Raw genomic sequence first — 19610 nt, forward strand, 5'->3', positions numbered from 1 at the left:
CTGGCCTCCACGTCCCCGGGTGCCGCAGCGCCGGACACGATGTCCGGAGCCTATACCAGGTTCGGCTTCGGTGGCGTGTGCGGTAAGCTGCCGAGCGTGGACGGCGAGGGCACGGGGACGTCGGGGAGCACGGCGCGCAGCGCCGCGGAGATCCGCGGGCGTATCACGGCTTGCTTCAGCCTGGCCGAGCTGCGCCGCTTCGCGGAGGAGCTCGGCGTGCCGGACATCCCCTGGGAGCGGGGGATCCAGGGAGCGGCGTACGAGCTCGTCCGGCGCTTCGAGCAGCGGCGCGAGCTCGGGCCGCTCGTCGACAGGCTCCGCGCGGCGAGGCCGCTCGTGGAGTGGCCCGACACGCCGACGGTGCCGTCCGCTGCGTCGAGCGAACCGGCGCACACGGACATCCCCCGGCCGGCGCCGCTGCCGAACCTCTCGCCGATGGTGGCCCCATCGCCTCCCCTGGAGGTCGCGACGCTGGCGCCGCCGGCGATCGCGCCTACCCCGCGGACGCCGAACGTCACCGGGCCGCAGCCCGAAAAGGCGCCGCAGCCCGGCGCCGCGGGGCCGGCGCATCTCCCGGCCGGCCCCCCGCGCGCCGGCGCGCCGGCGCGCGGGCCGCGCCGCATCGATTCGCGGCTCGCGCTCGCCGCCCTGGGGCTCGTGGCGGTGAGCCTCATCGTGGCCTTCCTCATCGGCAGGGCGTCGAGCGCGACGGGGGACGACGCTGTGCGCGGGATCACCGCGTCCGCGAGCGCCACGCAGAGGGGCGCCCCACCGCCGGCGACGCGGCCGGACGGGGTCGCGTCGCGCGCGGCCGCCGCGATCGACCGCAGGATCGAGAGCCTCGCGCGCGCGTGCGAGATCCAGCCCGGCTCGGCGGAGGACGTGATGCGCCGCGCCTTCGAGCGCTGCGGGCCGTCGCCTGCCTCGGCGGGGTACCGGACCACCCCGGCGCAGCGGAGCGATCCGCCTGCCGCGCAGGCGCCGGGCGCGCCGCCGGCGTCTCCGGGGGCGGTGCCCCGTGCGGCGGCCGCGGCTGGCCTTGCGCCCGCCGGCGGCAATACCGGGTGCCTGGGTGCGTGCGAGCGGCGACACCAGGCGTGCAGGGCGACGCAGTGCGGTAGAGAGCCCACGCAGAGCACGCAGTACCAGCGTTATCAGGGCTGCCTGTCGGATTGCCTGGAGCAGGCGTCCAAGTGCCGCCTCGGCTGCCTCTGAGCCCAGGGAGACGCGTCAGAGCGACGGACGGCTGCGGCGCATCACGTTGACGGTGACGGTCGGCTCGTGCTCGGGGCAGCCGGTGCGACCGGACTGGCTCGGGTCGAAGTCGATGCGAAAGCAGGTCTTGCAGACGCAGAGATAGGCGTCGTGGAACTCGCGGAAGTTGAGGATGTCCGCGGCGAAGAGGCTCAGGACGATGTCGCTGAGCAGGTCTTCCTCGCACGGGCACGGCTCCCACGGCGCGACGCCTCCGGCGCGGCGCACGCGCCCGCCGTCGATGGCCGCGGCGAGGAAGCGATCGTCTGCGACGGGCGGCATGAAGGCGCGAAGCGAGGCGAGCACCCGGAGCCGCGCCGCGTCGACGAGCTGCTCTATCTCCGATGCATCGGGGGCCGCCGGGACCTGAGGGCCGAGCGCTACCTGCTTGGAGAAGCCCTCGGTCACGTAGGCCGGCGGCTGCATCCTCCCGGCTGCCACGAGGTGCTTCTCGAACCAGGTCGAGAGCGCCTCCGCGCTCCGGGGGGGCCTGCCGACGAACGTGAGCGCCGCGAGCAGCGCGCGGCGATCGTGATCGCTGGCGATGAGCGATGCCGCGGACGGCAGCGTGGGAATCGAGGTGTGGGAGTCCTCTTGCGGCATGAACACCCCCTTGATCCGCCCCAGTCTGCCCGAGGACTTCTCTCCGGGTCCAGGCGCGACGGCGCCCAGGTCAGAGATTGCGGAACTTCCTGCAATGCATTGCGTTACCTACTCTTTGCCGCTTTTGTAGTGAACGGCACCCGGCAGATCTCAGTCCGTGATCTTGAGCACCCCGCTGTCGTCGAGCGCGCCGCTCGCGTCGGCGCCGTCCGAATCGGCCTCGATCTCCACCTCGGACGCAGCAGGACGCAGGAACGACAGATCGAGGCCGCCCATCGGCTGCTGCGCCGCCGCGCGCGAGGCGGCGAGCGGCAGCGCCTCGGCGTCGGCAGCGGCGCGCGGGGCGGCGCGGCGGGCTTCCCGTTCAGGTCGCCTGTCGTCGCGGCGCGAGGGCTGCGCCGGGTCGCGCCGGCCGGCGCCGGCCTCGCGGGGCCGCTCGGGCGCGGGCGCCGCGGCGGCCTTCGAGGGGCGCGCGGCCTCCGCGCGCGCGGGCGGTGACGGCGTCCGGAGCGCCCTGTCCGTCTTCCTCGCCATGCGCGCGCGGGCGTGGGAGGGAGCGTTCTTCGCGAGCTCGATGCAGCTGCCGCGCATGGCCGCGGGGCAGGAGATGCGGACGTGCATGTGGTCGTCGTGCGCCTCGGCGCCCGTGGGCTGCATCATCGCGAGCTGCGCGCGGACGAGCAGCGCGCGGGAGACGCCGATCCGCTTGGCGTGGGCGATCAGCGCGGACCGGAGCGGATCGGAGATGAAGATGTGGCTCACGCGGGCGCGGGGATCGGTGAGCAGGTGCTGCACGAGCAGCCAGTTGCGCGGCAGGTCGAAGCGCGCCCCGGGCACGTTGGTCGAGACGAGCCGGGCGTCGAACCGCAGGAAGACCGGCGCGTGGACCTGCTTGCCGCGCGCGTCGAGCGCGTAGAAGCCGAGGTCGACGTCGCGGCCGCTCTCGTGGGAGTTGTGGCGGTGGACGTCGCCGCCGCGCTGGCGCGACAGATCGCCGACGCCGAGCACGGCGCCCGGGAAGCGCTTGGCCACGCCGCGCGCCGCGCGCTCGATCATGCCGACGAGCGCCGGCAGCCCCCAGCGGACGTCGGCGCCGGCGTAGGCGGGCACGACGCGGATGTCCTTGCGCGAGGTGTCGAGCCGCACGCCGCCCTCGAGGCGCCCTTCGTTGGGATGGCCGACCGACGAGGCGGGCGCCTGGGGCGCGGCCTTCTTCGTGGCCGGCTCGGGCGAGCGCGGGCCCGCGTCGCCGGCGCGGGGGCGGTGGCCCTTGACGTCGTCCTTCGCGAGCCGCGCGCGCGGCGCGCGCTTCGTCGCCCCGCGCGCCCCGGCGGCGGCGGCGGCGTCCCGCGGCTTTGCTTCCGCGGTGGGGCGCGCGTGCGAGCGCGCCGGCGCATCCGGCGCCGCGGCGGCCGCCCGGGAGCCGGAGAGGGAGAGCGCCAGGATCGTGAACAGCACGGAGAGCGGTCGAGGCACACCGGTGCGTTACGGGGTTTCGGTGGGCCGGGCCAAGAAGCCGGCGCCGCCTGGCCGCGCCCTCCGAGGGCCGCTCCTGAAACGTGCACCGAGCGTGCGCCGAATGTGCGCTGAACGAGCGCTGAACGAGCGCTGGCTGAATGAGCGCTGGCGGACGCGACGAGAGCCTCATGCACCCGGGACACACGCGAGCTTCCGTCGTTCGCCGGAAGCGCGGATCACCGCGCGGCGCCGCGTCGCGGCCGGCGCCGCCCGGCCCCTGTGCCGCGCTGCGGCGCCGGCGCCACGGCATACCGCGGCGGCAGCGGAGGCTTTTGCCTCGCGGCCAGTTGGGCTACCTCTCGGTCGGCCATGGACAAGGTCTACAAGAGCGCGCTGGATGCCGTGGGGGACATCCCGGGCGGCGCCACGATCCTCTCGGGCGGCTTCGGCCTCTGCGGCATCCCGGAGCACTGCATCGCGGCGCTCCGGGAGCTCGGCACGAAGGATCTCGTGGTCGTGTCCAACAACTGCGGAGTCGACGCCTTCGGCCTCGGGATCCTCCTTCAGAACCGGCAGATCCGGAAGATGATCTCGTCGTACGTCGGCGAGAACAAGGAGTTCGAGCGCCAGTACCTGAGCGGCGAGCTCGAGGTCGAGCTCACGCCGCAGGGCACGCTGGCCGAGCGCATCCGCGCCGGAGGCGCCGGGATCCCTGCGTTCTACACCCCGACCGGGGCGGGCACGGCCATCAGCGAGGGCGGGCTGCCCGTGCTCTATGGCCCGGGCGGCGCGGTGAAGAGGTACTCCGAGAAGAAGGAAGTGCGCCAGTTCGACGGCCGCGACTACGTGCTCGAGCCCGCCATCCGCGGCGACTACGCGCTCGTGAAGGCCTGGAAGGGCGACCGGTTCGGCAACCTCGTCTACCGCCACACGGCCATGAACTTCAACCCGATGATGGCGATGGCCGCGAAGGTGACGATCGCCGAGGTGGAGGAGCTCGTCGACGTCGGCTCGCTCGACCCGGACCACATCCACACGCCCGGGATCTTCGTGCACCGGATCTTCCAGGGCGAGCGCTACGAGAAGCGGATCGAGCGGCGGACGGTGCGCAAGGCGTCGGCCGCCTAGGCGCGGGGACAGGGGACACGATGGGACTCACGCGGGAACAGATCGCGCAGCGCGCCGCGCTGGAGCTCAGGGACGGCTACTACGTCAACCTCGGCATCGGGATGCCGACGCTCGTCGCCAACTACATCCCCGCGGGGATCGAGGTGGTGCTCCAGAGCGAGAACGGGCTGCTCGGCATCGGCCCCTACCCGATCGAGGGCGCGGAGGACCCGGATCTCATCAACGCCGGCAAGGAGACCGTGACGATGCTCGCCGGCTCCGCGATCTTCTCGAGCGCCGAGTCCTTCGCGCAGATCCGGGGCGGCCACATCGATCTCGCGATCCTCGGGGCCATGGAGGTCTCCGAGAAGGGCGATCTCGCCAACTGGATGATCCCCGGCAAGATGGTGAAGGGGATGGGCGGGGCGATGGATCTCGTGGTGAGCGCGAAGCGCGTCGTCGTGATCATGGATCACGCGGCGAAGAACGGCGCGCCGAAGATCCTGGACGAGTGCTCGCTGCCCCTCACCGGGCGGGGCGTCGTCCACCGGATCATCACCGATCTCGCCGTGCTCGATGTGACGCCCGAGGGGCTCGTGCTGCGCGAGCTCGCGCCCGGCGTGAGCGCCCGAGAGGTGCAGGAGAAGACACAACCAACGCTCCGGGTCCCCTCCGACGTGAAGGAGATGGACCTGCGGAGCGCCTGAGGGCTCGCCGATGACCTGGCCTGAAAAGACCCTGCCGACGACCGACGCGAGCGAGAAGCGCTCGCTGGGAGCGGGCGTGTTCCGTCGCTGCGACGGCTGCTCGCACACGCACGACGCCGCCGAGCTCGCGCGCACCTTCGAGGTGTGCTCGCAGTGCGGCCACCACCACAAGCTCGACGCCGACGGCTGGCGGAGGCTCTTGCTCGACGACGGCGAGCTCGCCGCGTGGGACGAGCACCTCGTCCCGAACGACCCGCTCCGGTTCAGCGACGGCAAGAGCTACAGGGACCGCGTCGCGGCGCTCCACAAGAAGGGCCGCGCGAAGGAGGCGATCGAGATCGGCCGCGGCAGGCTGGGCGGCCGCGACATCGCCTACGGCGCGTTCGTCTTCGCCTTCATGGGCGGGAGCATGGGCTCGGTCGTCGGCGAGAAGATCACCCGCCTGTTCGAGCGCGCGACGCGCGAGGAGCTCCCCGTGGTGCTCCTCCAGGCGTCGGGCGGCGCGCGGATGCAGGAGGGCATCCTCTCGCTGATGCAGATGGCGAAGAGCGTCGCCGCGCTCGAGCGGTACCGAAAGGCGCGGCTGCCGTTCCTGTCGGTGCTGCTCCACCCGACGACGGGCGGCGTCGCGGCGAGCTTCGCCTTCCTGGGCGACGCGAACATCGCCGAGCCCAAGGCGCTCATCGGCTTCGCCGGCCCGCGGGTCATCGAGAACACGATCCGGCAGACGCTGCCGGCGGGCTTCCAGCGATCCGAGTTCCTGCTCGACCACGGGATGGTCGACGCCATCGTCCCGCGCCCCGAGATGAAGGCGTACATCGGGACGCTGCTCCAGCACCTCACGTCCAACCGCCGGGCGCGGCGATGACCTCGGCGGCGCCGCGGCTGCCCGCGCTGATCGAGGCGCTCGGGCAGCGGGCGCCGCGGGGGATGGAGCTCGGGCTCGGCCGGGTCCGCGAGGCGCTCTCCGCGCTCGGCGATCCCCACGAAGGCCTCCCCGCGGTGCACGTCGCCGGCACGAACGGCAAGGGCAGCGTGTGCGCGATGGTCGAGTCGATCGCGCGCAAGGCCGGGCTGCGGACCGGCCTTTACACGTCGCCGCACCTGTCCCGCTTCGCCGAGCGCATCCGCGTCGAGGGAGAGACGATCGGCGACGCGGCGCTCGAGCGCGCGCTCGCCGCCGCGCTCGAGCGTGTCCCCTCGCCGCTCACGTTCTTCGAGGCGCTGACGGTGGCCGCGTTCGTGGCCTTCCGCGAGGCGGACGTCGACCTCGCGATCCTCGAGGTGGGCCTCGGCGGGCGGCTCGACGCGACGAACGTGATCTCGGCGCCGCTCTGCACGGCGATCACGTCGATCGCGCTCGACCACCAGGCCGTGCTCGGCCCGACGCTGGCGGACATCGCCCGGGAGAAGGCGGGCATCCTCAAGCCGGGCGCGCCCGCGGTGCTCGGCCCGCTCGATCCGGAGGCCGACGCCGCGATCGAGGCGGCGGCACAGGCGATCGGCGCCGGGCCTCGCCTCCGCGTCGCGCGGGCGGAGCGCGTCGGGAGCGCGGGCGAGATCGCGGTGGGGCGCGGCGGTCGCGGGGCGCGCGTCGCCGGGCCGGGGCGCCGCGAGATCGAGGTGGAGCTCGGCCTCCGCGGCGCGCACCAGGCCGAGAACGCGGGCGTGGCATGCGGCATCGCGTGGCAGCTCGCCGAGCGGTGGCCCGAGGTCGAGCGGGCGCTCGCGGGTGGGCTCGCCGCGGCCCGCTGGCCCGGTCGCCTGGAGCGGATCGACGCGGGCGGCGCCCGTGTCCTGCTCGACTGTGCGCACAACCCGCACGGCGCGCAGGCGCTCGCGGCGTGGCTCGACGAGGAGGGTCCGGGGGCAGCGCTCACCACGCTCGTGTTCGGCGCGATGGCCGACAAGGGGTGGGGCGAAATGCTACAGATGCTCGCGCCACGAGCGCACCGTCGGCTCTATGTGACGCCGAAGGGCCGCGCGGCCGCCCCGCTCGATGCGCTGCGCGAGGTCGCGCCGGGCGAGGCGATCGGCGATCCGCGCGCCGCGGTGGCGCGCGCGATCGAGACCGCCGGGCCGGGCGGGCTCGTCGTCGTGGCCGGCTCGATCTACCTGGTCGGCGAGGTGCGCTCGGCGCTGCTCGGCATCGCGGCGGATCCGGTCGTCACGCTCTGAAGCGGGCTCGAGCAGCGCGATGTGCAGGCGCGTCGCTGCCGCCGGCGCGCGCAGCGTGGCACGGGCGATGCCGTCCTCCGCGGCATGGCGTTCAGGAAACGGCGTTCTCCGGTGCTCTTCTCTGCGGCGGCCCTCGTGGCGGCCGCGCTCGCGCGGACGGCGTTCCGCGCCCTGCGGCAGCTCGATCTGCGCGGCCGGGTCGTGGTCATCACGGGCGGCTCTCGCGGCCTGGGGCTGCTGCTGGCCGAGGAGTTCGGCCGGCACGGCGCCCGGGTGGCGATCGCCGGCCGCGACGCGGAGGCGCTCTACCGGGCGGAGCAGCGGCTGCAGGCACTCGGCGTCGAGGTGCACGCGGCGGCGTGCGATCTCGGCGACCGCGCCGCGGCCGAGGCGTTCATCGACGGCGTGGCGAGGGCGTTCGGCCGGATCGACGTGCTCGTCAACAACGCCGGCGTGATCCAGGTCGCGCCGATGCAGGACCTCCGGGTGGAGGAGCTCGACGAGGCGATGCGCTCGAACTTCTGGAGCGCGGTCCACACGACGCTGCGCGCGCTGCCGCACCTGAGGCGGCAGGGGCGCGCGGCGCGCATCGTGAACGTGGTGTCCATCGGCGGGCGCGTCGCCGTGCCGCACCTGCTCGGGTACAACGCGTCGAAGTTCGCGATGATGGGCTTCTCGGAGAGCGTGCAGGCGGAGCTCACGCACGGCGGCGCGAGGGGCCCGCGCGTCACGACGGTGATCCCGGGGCCGATGCGCACGGGGTCGATCTACAACGCCACGTTCGGCGGCAGCCCGCAGCACGAGTTCGGCTGGTTCGGCCTGGCCTCGTCCCTGCCGATCGCGACGATCGACGCGCGGCGCGCGGCGCGGCGGGTTGTGGCGGCGGCGCGCGAGGGGCGCGCCGAGGTGAAGCTCGGGCTGTCGTCGCACCTGCTGAGCTGGGCGCACGGCATCGCGCCACAGGCGACGGTGAGGCTGATGGGCCTCATCAACGCGCTCCTTCCGCCGCCCGGCGGCGGCGAGGGCACGACGAGGGGCCGAGACCTGCGCACGCCGGCGCAGGGGTCGGTCTTGCTGCGCCTGAGCAACGAGGCCGCTCGGCGCAACAACGAGGCGCCGCCGGAAGCGGCGCGATAGCGACCGCGCTGTAACAGCGGCGCGATAGCGACCGCGCTGTAACAGCGGCGCGATAGCGACCGCGCTGTAACAGCGGCTCGATAGCGACCGCGCTGTAACAGCAGTGCGATAGCGACCGCGCTGTAACAGCGGCTCGATAGCGACCGCCGCGCAAAAGCGGCGCAGACGCGGCACGATAGCGGCCACGCCACAAAAGACGCGCGATGAAGGCTGCGTCACCGTCGCCGCGGCGGCGATTGGCCGTAGGCTGTCTTGGCAAAGGTTGCTAAGGGTGGTCTCCTCAGCCCCACACCACAGAGAGGGACCGTGCCGAAGCACACCAAGAAGGATCCTAGGGAGGGCGCTCCGTCGGCGACGGGCGAACCGCAGAAGCAGGCCACAGGCCGCAAGCTCTTCGGCACCGACGGGGTGCGCGGCGTGGCGAACCAGCCGCCGATGACGCCCGAGATGGCGCTGCGGCTCGGGCGCGCGATCGCGTTCGTCGCGAGCCACGGGAAGTCGCGGCAGGTGCGGGTGGTGATCGGGAAGGACACGCGCCTGTCCGGCTACATGCTCGAGACCGCGATCGCGTCGGGCGTGTGCGCCATGGGCGGGCGCGTGATGCTGAGCGGGCCGATCCCCACGCCGGCGGTCGCGCAGCTCACGCAGAGCATGCGGGCAGACGCCGGGGTCGTGATCAGCGCGAGCCATAACCCGTATCAGGACAACGGCATCAAGATCTTCGGCCCCGACGGCTACAAGCTGCCCGACACCGCGGAGGAGGAGATCGAGCGGCTCATGGAGAGCCACGAGCTCGACGAGGCGCGGGTGGTCGGGGCGGCGATCGGCAGCGCGGTGAAGCTCGACGACGCGCGCGGTCGGTACGTCGTGTTCTGCAAGAGCACGTTCCCCACGGCGCTCTCGCTCGACGGCGTGAAGGTCGTCGTCGACGCGGCGCACGGGGCGGCGTACCGCGTGGCGCCCTCGGTGTTCACCGAGCTCGGCGCGAACGTGACGGCGCTCGGCGTGAAGCCGAACGGCCGCAACATCAACCGCGAGACCGGCGCCCTGCACCCGGAGCACGTGAAGGCCGAGGTGCTGAAGCGCGGCGCGGCCATCGGCATCGCGCTCGACGGCGACGCGGACCGGGTGATCATGGTCGACGAGCGCGGCGAGGTCGTGGACGGCGACGCAATCATGGCGCTCTGCGCGCTCCGGATGCTGCGCACCGGCAAGCTGCCGCGGAACACGATCGTGACGACGGTGATGTCGAACCTCGGGCTCGAGCGGGCGCTCAAGGCCCATAGCGGGCACGTCGTCCGCACGGCGGTCGGGGATCGCTACGTCGTCGAGGCCATGCGGAACGGCGGCTACTCGTTCGGCGGCGAGCAGTCGGGGCACCTCATCTTCCTGGATCACGCGACGACGGGCGACGGCATCGTGGCGGCGCTGCAGGTGCTCGCCATCATGATGGAGGAGGACAAGCCGCTGAGCGAGCTCGCCTCGAAGGCGATGCAGCGGGTGCCTCAGGTCCTGGAGAACGCGACGTTCGCGACGCGGCTTCCGCTCGACAGCATGCAGCGGACGCGGGTCACCGTGGATCGCATCGAGAAGACGCTGGGCGACAAGGGGCGCATCCTCGTGCGCTGGAGCGGGACGGAGCCGAAGCTCCGCGTCATGGTCGAGGGCGAGGACGCTTCGACCATCGGGGCGTACGCGCTCGAGATCATCGAGGCCGCGAAGCAGGACGTCGCTGGGGCATCGGCGTAGCCAGGGGCGTGGCTGGGGCTGACCGGCCCCCGGAGAGGGTGTCCTCTGCGGGGGCCTACGGCTGTCTGACGGAGGCCACGGCGCTGGCTAAAGCGCGCGGCGCATGAAGAGGTCTTCCAGCGTCTCGCGGCGCGGCGCCACCTCGACGACCTGCGCGCCCGCCGCGAGCGACGCCTGCAGCACGTCGCGCACGCGCGCCTCGCCCTCCACATCGACCACCACGACGTCGCCCCGGCGCGTGGTCGCGAAGCCCTTCGCGCCGAGATCGGCCAGGAGGCGTTCGCTCGCGCCCGCCAGCGTGACCTCGGTGCGCAGCACGTCGCCCCGCAGCAGCTGGCGGATCGCGCCGCTCACCACCACCTGGCCCTCGCGCAGGATCGCCACGCGATCGCACATCGCCTCGACGTCGCTCAGGATGTGCGTCGAGAAGAAGATCGTCCGGCCCTGATCGCGCTCGGCGAAGATGAGATCGCGCACCTCCTTGCGGCCGACCGGATCGAGGCCGCTCATGGGCTCGTCCAGGATCAGCATCTCCGGATCGGCGACCAGCGCGGCCGCCAGCCCCGTGCGCTGCAGCATCCCCTTCGACAGCCGGCGCACCTGACGATCCGCGGCGTACCCGATCTTCACCTGATCGAGCACCTCCATCGCCCGCCTGCGCAGCGCCGCGCCGCGCATCCCGGAGAGGCGGCCGCAGAGCTCCACGAACTCGCGCGGGGTGAGGTAGGGGTAGACGTACGGGTTCTCCGGAAGAAAGCCGATCTTCCGGCGCGCCTCGGGCGACGGCACGCGCGCGCCGAACAGGTACGCCTCGCCGCCGGTCGGGGCGATGAGGCCCGTCAGCATCTTGATCGTCGTCGTCTTGCCGGCCCCGTTCGGCCCGAGGAAGCCGAAGATCTCGCCGCGCCGTACGCCGAAGCTCACCCCCTTGACGGCCTCGACCGCCTTCCGGCGCAGGAACCCCACCTGGAACGTCTTCAGGAGGCCGCGGACGTCGATCAGCAGCTCGCCGTCCGGCGCCCCTTCCTCGACGGAGCTGGCCGGCGCGGCACCCCGGTCGCTCGGCTCGACGATGCGCTCGGCTGCGTTGCTCATGCGCCCTCCTCCCCCTCGGGGATCTCGCCGGGCGCACCGTCCCCCGGCCGCGCCCGGCCACGCGCGTTCGCCGCGCTGTACTCGTGCAGCTTGTACTGGATCTTGCGCGGGCTGATCCCGAGGATCGTCGCCGCCTTCGAGGTCGAGCCCTTGCACGCCTCGAGCGTGCGCAAGATCGCGTAGCGCTCCAGGTCGTAGATGGTGCTCCCGGGGACGCGCGGCATCGCGTCGACGGCCTCGGTCGGCTCGGACGACATCTGCGCCGGCAGGTGCCGGAGCTCGATCCGCGCGCCGTCGCAGAGCACCGCCGCCCGCTCGATCGCGTTCTCCAGCTCGCGGACGTTGCCGGGGAACGAGTAGGACGTCAGCGCCGACAGCGCCTCGTCGGTGAAGCCCTCGATCCGCTTGCCGTTCTCCTGCGCATAGCGGCCGAGGAAGAACGTCGCGAGCTCGGGGATGTCGCTCCGGCGCTCGCGGAGCGGCGGGATCTCCAGGGTGACGACGTTGAGCCGGTAATAGAGGTCCTCGCGGAACAGACCCTCGGCGATGCGCTGGCGCAGATCGCGGTTCGACGCGGCGAGGATCCGCACGTCGACCTTGAGCGTCTCGTTGCCGCCCACCCGCTCGAGCGTCCGCTCCTGCAGGAAGCGCAGGAGCTTCACCTGCGTGGCGAGCGGGATCTCGCTCACCTCGTCCAGGAACAGGGTGCCGCCGCTCGCCTGCTCGAAGCGGCCCTCGCGGCGGCCGACGGCGCCGGTGAAGGCCCCGCGCTCGTGGCCGAACAGCTCGCTCTCGAGGAGCGACTCGCTCAGCGCGGCGCAGTTCAGCCGGACGAGCGGCGCCTTCGCCCGCGGGCTGGCGCGGTGGATCATCTCGGCGATGAGCTCCTTGCCCGTGCCCGTCTCGCCCACGATCAGCACGCTCGCGCGGCTCGGGGCCACCTGCTCGACCAGCCGGAGGACCTTCGCCATGCTCGGGTGGCTCGCGATCACGTGCCCGAACGCGTTGCGCTCGCGCAGCCGCTCGCGCAGGCGCGAGTTCTCCTGGAGCAGCCGCGCCCGCTCCACCGCGCGCTCGACCACGACCGCGAGCACCGAGAAATCGAGCGGCTTCGTCAGGTAGTTGTACGCGCCCTTCTTCACCGCCTCGACCGCGCTCGAGATGGTGCCGAACGCCGTCATCACGACGAAGGTCGCGTCCGGCAGCGCGAGCTGCGCCTTCTCCATCATCCGGATGCCGTCGAGCCCGGGCATCTTCAGATCGGTCAGGACCACGTCGGGCGCGAACTCCTCGAGCTTGCCGAGCGCCTTGAAGCCGTCGGCCGCGGTCTCGGTCGTGTACCCCTCCTCGCGGAGGATCTCGGAGAGCGCCGCGCGCGCGTTGGCCTCGTCGTCGACGATCAGGATGCGCCCCCGGGATGCCATGGTGATGGCTTTCCTAGCATGCGCGCCTGCCGGATTGGACGGCTGCTCGGCGCCGGCCGAGCGGCGGCGGGGCGCCGGGGCGCTCTGGTCGAGCACGTTTGCGACCGGGGTGCCGGCGCGGCGGCGCAGCGCCGTGACGCGCGCAGAGGAAGCCGAAAGGCGCGGCATCCCCGCGCGGTGATGCCGTACTTATCGAGCCGCGCGGCGCGCCTGTCGCGGAGCTGCTGCCAGCGAAAACCGCTGTTTCACGCGCCGCCCGGAGTGATACAACGGGCCGCGCGCGAGGTCTCCACCGTCCCGATTGGCGGGCGTTTCCTTGTTCGACCTCGCGGGTGAGGCTCGATGCATACGCTTCGGAAGGTGTTTGCCGACAGGCCCCGGCGCGCTGCGCTCACGGCGCTGCCGCTCGTCGGCTCGCTCACGCTCGCGGGCGCTGCCGAGGCGCAGCAGCCGCAGCCGCCCTTCGGACCGCAGCCGATGCCGGGCCAGCCCGCGCAGCCGCCCGGCGCTTTCGGGCCCGAGCAGCCTCCCGCCCAGCCCGGTCCCTTCGGGCCGCAGCCCACCCAGCCCGGCCCCTTCGGGCCGCAGCCCGCCCAGCCCGGCCCCTTCGGGCCGCAGCCGGGCTTTCCGGGCGACGCTCCGCCGCAGTTCGGGCCGCAGCCGGGCTTTCCGGGCGACGCTCCGCCGCAGTTCGGCCCGCAGCAGCCTGGCCAGCCGCCGCCGGACGCGAACTTCTCGTTCGGCGCGCAGGCGTCGGTCGGGGATCAGGGCCTCCAGGCCAGCGCGGCGGCGCCGAGGTCCACCGCGTGGGACGAGGAGGAGCGCGCGCTCTCCCTCACCGCACAGCCGAACCTGTGGGGCTCGACCGGCCTCCTCAGGACGTCGTACGCGGGCTCGGGCGCGCCGGGCACCTTCCGGGTGTCGTTCCTGCTCGACTGGTTCTCCACGAGCGGCTTCCTCTGCGATCCGGCGGAGTCGACGCTCGCCGGTTACCCGATCACGTGCGGTCCTGACGCGAAGGAGGACTCGGCGAGCCACGTCGGAGCGTTCTTCGCGCTGAACGCGACCCCCCTGCCCTTCCTCGAGGGGTACGCGTCGATCCGCACGTTCGCGAACGCGAACGATCAGGGTCGTCCGCGACTGCTGCAGGTGCTCGGCGACACGACGTTCGGCGTGAAGGCGTTCACCCCGACGAAGATCGGCAAGCCGTTCTCCTTCGGCGGCGAGGCGCAGCTGCTCCTGCTCAACGGGACCGGCGAGGTCGGCCTCGCCGGCGGCGGCACGAGCGCGGTCTTCCGCGGGCTCGCGTCGCTCGATCTGCGCAAGCCGCAGGGCAAGGGGTTCCCGCTGCGGGTGAACGTGAACCTCGGCTACAAGCTCGACAACTCCGGCGTCCTCGTGGAGGAGGTCGAGAAGGCGCGCGCGAAGGCGTTCACGGACGGGCGCGAGCGGCAGCCGATCTCGCGGATCGAGCGGTTCGGGCTCGGCATCAACCGCGTCGACTTCTTCCAGACCCACCTCGGCGTCGAGGTGCCGCTGCCGAAGGTGCAGCCTTACCTCGAGTACACCCTCGACATCCCGGTGAACCGGCAGGGTTACGAGTGCCACACGAAGACCGTGTCGCGCGGCGACGTCTGCCTCGGGCTCGACGACTTCGCGTCTCCTGACCCGCAGAACCAGGGCGGACCGGGCTATGCCGCGGCGCCGTCGCGGCTGTCTCTCGGCGTGCGGGTGACGCCGTTCGAGAAGGCGTTCCGCGGGCTCTCCGGACACGCGGCGTTCGATCTCGGCCTGTCGGCGACCTCCGTGTTCATCGAGGAGGTCGCGCCGCAGGCGCCGTGGACGCTCTATCTCGGGATTGGCTATGCGTACGATACGAAGCAGAAGGAGCCGCCGCCGGCCCCTGCGCCGCAGATCATCAAGGAGCCGCCGCAGCTCGTGCCGGCGCCGCAGAGCTTCGCGCGCGGCTTCGTGCACGAGCAGAACAAGCCCGACGCGGCCGTGGCAGACGCCATCGTGACGATCGAGGGCGCGGCTCAGCCGCCGTACGCGACAGGGCCGGACGGCCGCTTCCTCACGAGGCACCTCGAGCCGGGGACGTACACCTTCAACATCCGGGCGAACGGGTACAAGCCCGGCACCTGCCAGGCGACGATCCTCCCTGGCGGGGCGGCGCCGGGGCAACCCGGGGCGTTCGGCCCGCAGCCCGGCGCCTTCGGTCCGCAGCCTGGGCCTTTCGGTCCGCAGCCCGGGCAGCCGGGCGCCTTCGGTCCGCAACCCGGACAGCCTGGGCCTTTCGGCCCGCAGCCCGGCGCCTTCGGCCCGCAACCTGGCCCCTTCGGTCCGCAACCCGGGCAGCCCGGCGCCTTCGGTCCGCAACCCGGGCAGCCCGGCGCCTTCGGCCCGCAACCTGGCCCCTTCGGTCCGCAGCCGGGACAGCCCGGCGCCTTCGGTCCGCAGCCGGGACAGCCTGGGCCTTTCGGCCCGCAGCCCGGGCAGCCGGGTCCCTTCGGTCCGCAGCCGGGAGGGCCCGGCGCTGCGCCGAGCCCGACGCAGCCGCAGGGGCCGACGTTCGTGGACGTCGACTGCTCCCTCGAGGCGCTGCCCAAGACGGGCAACATCGTCGGAACGGTGAAGGACGCGGAGAGCGGGGACGCGGTCGCCGGCGCGACGATCCGGCTCGTCGACGCAGCGGGCCGCGAGCAGACGGCGACGGCCGACGGAAGCGGATCCTTCCGTTTCCCCGACCTGCCGGCCGGCGCCGTGACGCTCAAGGTCGAGGCGCAGGGCTACATGAACCACGTCAACGAGGCCGACGTCCGGACGAGCGAGGACACGCGCGCCACCCTCACGGTGAACAAGCGGCCGAAGATCTCGCTCGTGAAGGTGCTGGGCAACGAGATCAAGATCTCGCGGCAGATCCACTTCGAGACCGACTCGGCGAAGATCCTCGGCGACTCGAACTCGCTGATGGAGGAGATCGCGGACGTGCTCCAGCGGAATCCGAACATCCGCAAGGTCGAGATCCAGGGGCACACCGACAACACCGGCGGGCGTGAGCACAACCAGACGCTCAGCGAGGCCCGGGCGAACGCGGTGCGCGCCTGGCTGATCCGAGCCGGCGTGGACGGGTCGCGGCTGCTCGCGAAGGGCTATGGACAGGACCGCCCCGTCGCGCCGAACGTCACGCCCGCCAACAAGGCCAAGAACAGGCGCGTTCAGTTCATCATCGTGGAGAAGTGAGCCAGGTCCGCCGCCGGGCGGGCCCCGCATCCGGCCGCGCCTCGGCGTCGCTTGTCGGCGCCGGGGCGCTGCGATAGGGCACGCGCATGATCAAGCAGGTCGTCGCGACCGCGCTGGCGGTGGTCGTGGGTTGCGCGGCGCCCACCCCGGCGCCCGATGCCCGGCCAGCCGAGAGCGCCTGGCCCTCCTCGGTCGGCGCCGCGCCCACGGCGGCAGCAGCGACGCCAGGCGCCAGCGCGGCCGAGGCGGCGTCAGCGCCTCGGCCCGAGGACGCAGGCGCGCCGGAGCCGCCGCAGGACGGGGGCGGTCGCGCGGCCGAGGCGCCCGCGGCCGACGCGTCGCCCAGCCCAGGAGCGGAGGCGAGCGCCGGCGCCGACCCCAGCGCCGCGACATCCGCCCGCGCGGACAACAAGATCCTGCCGGCGCTCGAGAGCGAGGAGCTCACGGCGCGAGCCAGGGCGTTGTTCGACGCCATCGTGAAGAAGGAACCGGCGCTGGCCGACCCCTTCTGGTTCCCCAAGGAGCCGTTCATCCCGCTCAAGGACGTGAAGGACCCCGGCAAGTACTGGGACAACCTCCACGCCGCTTACGCGAACGACGTGAAGTCGATGCATCGGAAGCGCAAGAGCTGGGAGGGGGCGCGGTTCGTCGGCTTCGTGGTGGGGTCCAAGCCGAAGTGGGTGCCTCCTGGGGACGAGGTCAACAAGATCGGCTATTACCGCTCCTTTCACGGCAAGCTGAAGTACGAGATCGACGGGAAGCCGGCGAGCCTGGACGTCCACACGATCATCTCGTGGCAGGGCCGCTGGTACATCACGCACCTCGGCGACTTCAAGAAGCACTAGGCGTCCGCGCCCGTTCTTGTGGACGCTGCGCGGGCGCGCCGCCATGGTCTCCGCGTGGCGCCGCTCGTCTCCGTCTTGCTCCCGTACCGGCAGGCGGAAGCGACGATCGAGGAGGCGCTGGAGAGCGTGCTCGCCGAGCGCGCCGTCGACCTGGAGGTGGTCGCCGTGGACGACGGCTCGACGGACGGCGGCCCAGCGAGGGTCGCGCGCGTCGCGCAGCGCGATCGCCGCGTCCTCCAGATCGCGGCGGGCGGCGTGGGGATCGCGCGGGCGCTCTCGCGCGCGGCGGAGGCGGCGCGCGGTGAGCTCCTCGCCCGCATGGACGGAGACGACATCTCGGTCGGCGAGCGGCTCGCGCGGCAAGCGGAGACGCTCCTCCGGGATCCGCGGCTCGGCGTCGTCGGGGCCCGCGTCGAGGCGTTCGCTGCCGGGCCGATCGGCGAGGGCATGCTGCGCTACGTCGACTGGCTGAACTCGATCGTCACCCCGGAGGACCACGCGCGGGAGATGTTCGTGGAGTCGCCGCTGTGCCACCCGTCGGTGATGCTGCGGCGGAGCGCGCTGGAGCAGGTGGGCGGGTTCCGGGAGGTCCCGTGGGCGGAGGACTACGATCTGTGGCTGCGCCTCGACGCGGCGGGCGCGCGGATGGCGAAGCTCCCGGAGCTCGGCCTGCGCTGGCGGCACCGCGAGGGGCGCGCAACGTTCGCCGATCCGCGGTACGCGATCGCGAGGTTCCTCGAGGCAAAGGCGCACTACCTCGCGAGGAAGCTGGGCCCGGCGCGCCCGGTGGCCGTGTGGGGCGCGGGAAAGACAGGCCGGCGGCTGGCGAGGGCGCTCGCCCGGAACGGCGTGACGCCCGCGCGGTTCGTGGACATCGACCCGCGCAAGATCGGCCGGATCGCGCAGGGCGCGCCGATCGTCGACCCGTCGCGGCTGGAGCGCGGCGCAGAGACCCTCGTCGTCGCCGTGGGGGCGCGAGGGGCGCGCGCGCTCATCCGCGGCCACCTCGCGGCGCGCGGCTTCGTCGAGGGCTCCGACTACGTGTGCGCCTCCTGAGCGAGCGCCGGGCGACCCTTTGCAACCGCGCGCTCTTTTGGGAGGATTCGATCCCACAGCGATGCGGGTCCCGGTGCTCACGAGCAAGCTCGACTTCCCTCCGCCAGAACGCGCGACCCCGGAGGGGATCGTGGCCGTGGGCGGCGAGGCCTCGCCGGAGCGGCTGCTGGCCGGCTACCGCCGGGGCATCTTCCCCTGGCCTCACGAGGGGCTGCCGCTCCTCTGGTTCTCCCCGGATCCGCGCTTCGTCCTGCCGCCGCGCGAGGCGCACGTCCCGCACTCGCTGCGCAAGCGGGTGCGCCGGGGCGAGATCGAGGTGCGGACCGATACGGCGTTCGAGCGGGTCATGCGGGCCTGCAGCGCCGCGCCGCGCCCAGGCCAGGACGGCACGTGGATCACCGAGGAGCTCGTCGCCGGCTACACGGCGCTGCACGCCGCCGGGGTCGCGCACAGCATCGAGACGTGGTCGAGCGGCGAGCTCGTCGGCGGCCTCTACGGCGTGTCGCTGGGGCGGATGTTCTTCGGCGAGTCGATGTTCGCACGCGCGCCCGACGCCTCGAAGATCGCGTTCGCGACGCTCCTCGGGAACCTCGTCGCCTGGGACTTCGCGCTGGTGGACTGCCAGGTGTACACGGACCACCTCGAGCGATTCGGCGCCGTCGAGTGGCCGCGCCGCGAGTTCCTCGGCGCGCTGAAGGTGGCCCTCGACGCCCCGACGAAGATGGGACCGTGGCGCTTCGACCTCGATCCCGCGCAGTCGATCGAGCGCCTCATCTCGCGGTGATGGCGGCCGAGCTTCGGCCGCGCGCCGCTCGACCCCGCTCTACAGCGGTCTCCGCCCACCTCTGCTACGTGCGGAGCAGAGCGGCGGGCACCCGCACAGGAGACGGGCCCAGATCGGCGTTTTCGGCGCGCAAGCGCACTCCGGTGCGCTGAGCACCGAAAACGTCGAGGTGGGCCCGTATCCGAAGCGGGTGACCGTCGCTCTAGGAGCGCTCGCCCGAGCCGTCCTTGATCTCTCGGAGCAGCTCCTCGATCCGCCGCTCGGCGTCGGGCCCCTCGTCGTAAAAGAAGCGCAGCGTCGGCACCACGCGCAGCCCCATCGTGCGGGCGACGTCCCTGCGCAGCCGGCCCGAGGCCGCCTCCAGCCCCTTGAGCAGGGCGCGGCGCGCCGCGGCGTCCTCCGCCCCGAACTCGTGGCGCACGTGGACCTTCGCGCTCTGCAGGTCGTCGGTGATCTCCACGCGCGACACGAGCACGCCGGCGATCCGCGGGTCACGCAGATCCCGGAGCAGGTTGGACAGGTCCTCACGGAGCCGCTCGGCGACCCGCGTCGCCCGCTTCACCACGCCGCTCATTCGTCGTCCTCTGCGTCCTCGAGCATGTCCGAGGGCGCTCCCAGATCTCCATCGTCACGGCCGAGCGCCTGCTCGATGCCGCCCTGCACCCCAGCGCCTCCGTCGCCGAACGGGACGATCTCTGTCGCCCGATCCGTGAGGACGGCGTGCGGCAGCGACCCCGCCATTGCGGCCACGTCCGCGAGGACCTTGTCGCACATGACCGCCGAGTTCGAGACGACCGCGACGCCGAGCGTCGCCCGCCTCGGATCGTCGAGCACGCCGACCTCGGCGATCGACACGCGCATCCGGCTCTGCGCCCGCTCCTTCAAGGAGCGCACCACGCTGCGCTTGTCCTTGAGGGAGCGGGCCCCGACGATATCGAGACGGAGACGGAGGACGCCCACGAACATCGGA

Annotated in this window: 17 protein-coding genes; 11 read left to right on the forward strand and 6 right to left on the reverse strand. The window is 72.8% G+C overall.

The window, feature by feature from the left end:
- Positions 1-39 precede the first annotated feature (39 nt).
- Positions 40-1215: a hypothetical protein gene (locus tag WMF14_RS31995; protein ID WP_437792385.1), complete on the forward strand. Its 1176-nt coding sequence runs from the start codon at positions 40-42 to the stop codon at positions 1213-1215.
- A 15-nt stretch (positions 1216-1230) separates the two neighbouring features.
- Here the strand turns inward: WMF14_RS31995 and WMF14_RS32000 are convergent, their stop codons facing one another.
- Both WMF14_RS32000 and WMF14_RS32005 read right to left on the reverse strand, forming a co-directional pair.
- A complete protein-coding gene (locus WMF14_RS32000; RefSeq protein WP_437792387.1) occupies positions 1231-1857 on the reverse strand; it encodes a hypothetical protein in 627 nt (208 codons plus the stop codon).
- A 150-nt stretch (positions 1858-2007) separates the two neighbouring features.
- Positions 2008-3333 (reverse strand): penicillin-insensitive murein endopeptidase, encoded by a 1326-nt coding sequence (locus WMF14_RS32005; protein WP_437792389.1) that lies wholly within the window; start codon positions 3331-3333, stop codon positions 2008-2010.
- 351 nt (positions 3334-3684) lie between these two features.
- Between WMF14_RS32005 and WMF14_RS32010 the strand changes: the two genes are divergently transcribed.
- The 6 genes from WMF14_RS32010 to glmM all read left to right on the forward strand — a co-directional run bounded on the left by WMF14_RS32010 (position 3685) and on the right by glmM (position 10193).
- Complete coding sequence (locus WMF14_RS32010; protein WP_272094707.1) at positions 3685-4443, forward strand: CoA transferase subunit A; 759 nt, start codon at positions 3685-3687, stop codon at positions 4441-4443.
- Between the two features lie 20 nt (positions 4444-4463).
- On the forward strand, positions 4464-5129 hold the full coding sequence (locus WMF14_RS32015) for a CoA transferase subunit B (RefSeq protein ID WP_272094708.1): 666 nt from the start codon (positions 4464-4466) through the stop codon (positions 5127-5129).
- Positions 5130-5139: 10 nt separating this feature from the next.
- The gene (accD, locus tag WMF14_RS32020; protein WP_272094709.1) at positions 5140-5997 is read left to right on the forward strand and encodes an acetyl-CoA carboxylase, carboxyltransferase subunit beta; all 858 of its coding nucleotides are present in this window, start codon (positions 5140-5142) and stop codon (positions 5995-5997) included.
- The gene (locus WMF14_RS32025; protein WP_437792392.1) at positions 5994-7307 is read left to right on the forward strand and encodes a bifunctional folylpolyglutamate synthase/dihydrofolate synthase; all 1314 of its coding nucleotides are present in this window, start codon (positions 5994-5996) and stop codon (positions 7305-7307) included. The genes accD and WMF14_RS32025 overlap by 4 nt, the downstream gene beginning before the upstream one ends.
- A 111-nt stretch (positions 7308-7418) precedes the next feature.
- Entirely contained in the window at positions 7419-8444 is a 1026-nt protein-coding gene (locus WMF14_RS32030) for an SDR family NAD(P)-dependent oxidoreductase (protein WP_437792394.1), read from the forward strand.
- 306 nt (positions 8445-8750) lie between these two features.
- Positions 8751-10193 carry a phosphoglucosamine mutase gene (gene glmM / locus WMF14_RS32035; RefSeq protein WP_437792396.1) on the forward strand — a complete coding sequence of 481 codons (1443 nt, stop codon included), beginning with the start codon at positions 8751-8753 and terminating at the stop codon, positions 10191-10193.
- Between the two features lie 87 nt (positions 10194-10280).
- On the opposite strand, the gene WMF14_RS32040 is transcribed toward glmM, so the two are convergent.
- Positions 10281-11288, reverse strand: a complete 1008-nt coding sequence (locus WMF14_RS32040; RefSeq protein ID WP_437792398.1) for an ABC transporter ATP-binding protein — start codon at positions 11286-11288, stop codon at positions 10281-10283.
- A complete protein-coding gene (locus WMF14_RS32045; protein WP_437792401.1) occupies positions 11285-12712 on the reverse strand; it encodes a sigma-54-dependent transcriptional regulator in 1428 nt (475 codons plus the stop codon). Before WMF14_RS32045 ends, WMF14_RS32040 begins: the two co-directional genes overlap by 4 nt.
- Before the next feature lie 342 nt (positions 12713-13054).
- Between WMF14_RS32045 and WMF14_RS32050 the strand changes: the two genes are divergently transcribed.
- The 4 genes from WMF14_RS32050 to aat all read left to right on the forward strand — a co-directional run bounded on the left by WMF14_RS32050 (position 13055) and on the right by aat (position 18640).
- Positions 13055-15955: a carboxypeptidase regulatory-like domain-containing protein gene (locus WMF14_RS32050; RefSeq protein ID WP_437792404.1), complete on the forward strand. Its 2901-nt coding sequence runs from the start codon at positions 13055-13057 to the stop codon at positions 15953-15955.
- An 86-nt stretch (positions 15956-16041) separates the two neighbouring features.
- Positions 16042-16800, forward strand: a complete 759-nt coding sequence (locus WMF14_RS32055) for a hypothetical protein (protein WP_437792407.1) — start codon at positions 16042-16044, stop codon at positions 16798-16800.
- Positions 16801-16854: 54 nt separating this feature from the next.
- Entirely contained in the window at positions 16855-17856 is a 1002-nt protein-coding gene (locus WMF14_RS32060) for a glycosyltransferase (protein WP_437792409.1), read from the forward strand.
- A 61-nt stretch (positions 17857-17917) separates the two neighbouring features.
- The gene (aat, locus tag WMF14_RS32065; RefSeq protein ID WP_437792410.1) at positions 17918-18640 is read left to right on the forward strand and encodes a leucyl/phenylalanyl-tRNA--protein transferase; all 723 of its coding nucleotides are present in this window, start codon (positions 17918-17920) and stop codon (positions 18638-18640) included.
- Between the two features lie 202 nt (positions 18641-18842).
- Here aat and rbfA read toward each other — a convergent pair whose 3' ends face one another.
- Both rbfA and WMF14_RS32075 read right to left on the reverse strand, forming a co-directional pair.
- Entirely contained in the window at positions 18843-19214 is a 372-nt protein-coding gene (gene rbfA / locus WMF14_RS32070; RefSeq protein ID WP_272094721.1) for a 30S ribosome-binding factor RbfA, read from the reverse strand.
- Positions 19211-19606, reverse strand: coding sequence for a DUF503 domain-containing protein (locus WMF14_RS32075; RefSeq protein WP_272094722.1), 396 nt, complete (start codon positions 19604-19606; stop codon positions 19211-19213). Before WMF14_RS32075 ends, rbfA begins: the two co-directional genes overlap by 4 nt.
- Between the last annotated feature and the right edge of the window lie 4 nt (positions 19607-19610).

Source organism: Sorangium sp. So ce693 (assembly GCF_051521375.1).
GTDB lineage: Bacteria > Myxococcota_A > Polyangia > Polyangiales > Polyangiaceae > Sorangium > Sorangium atrum.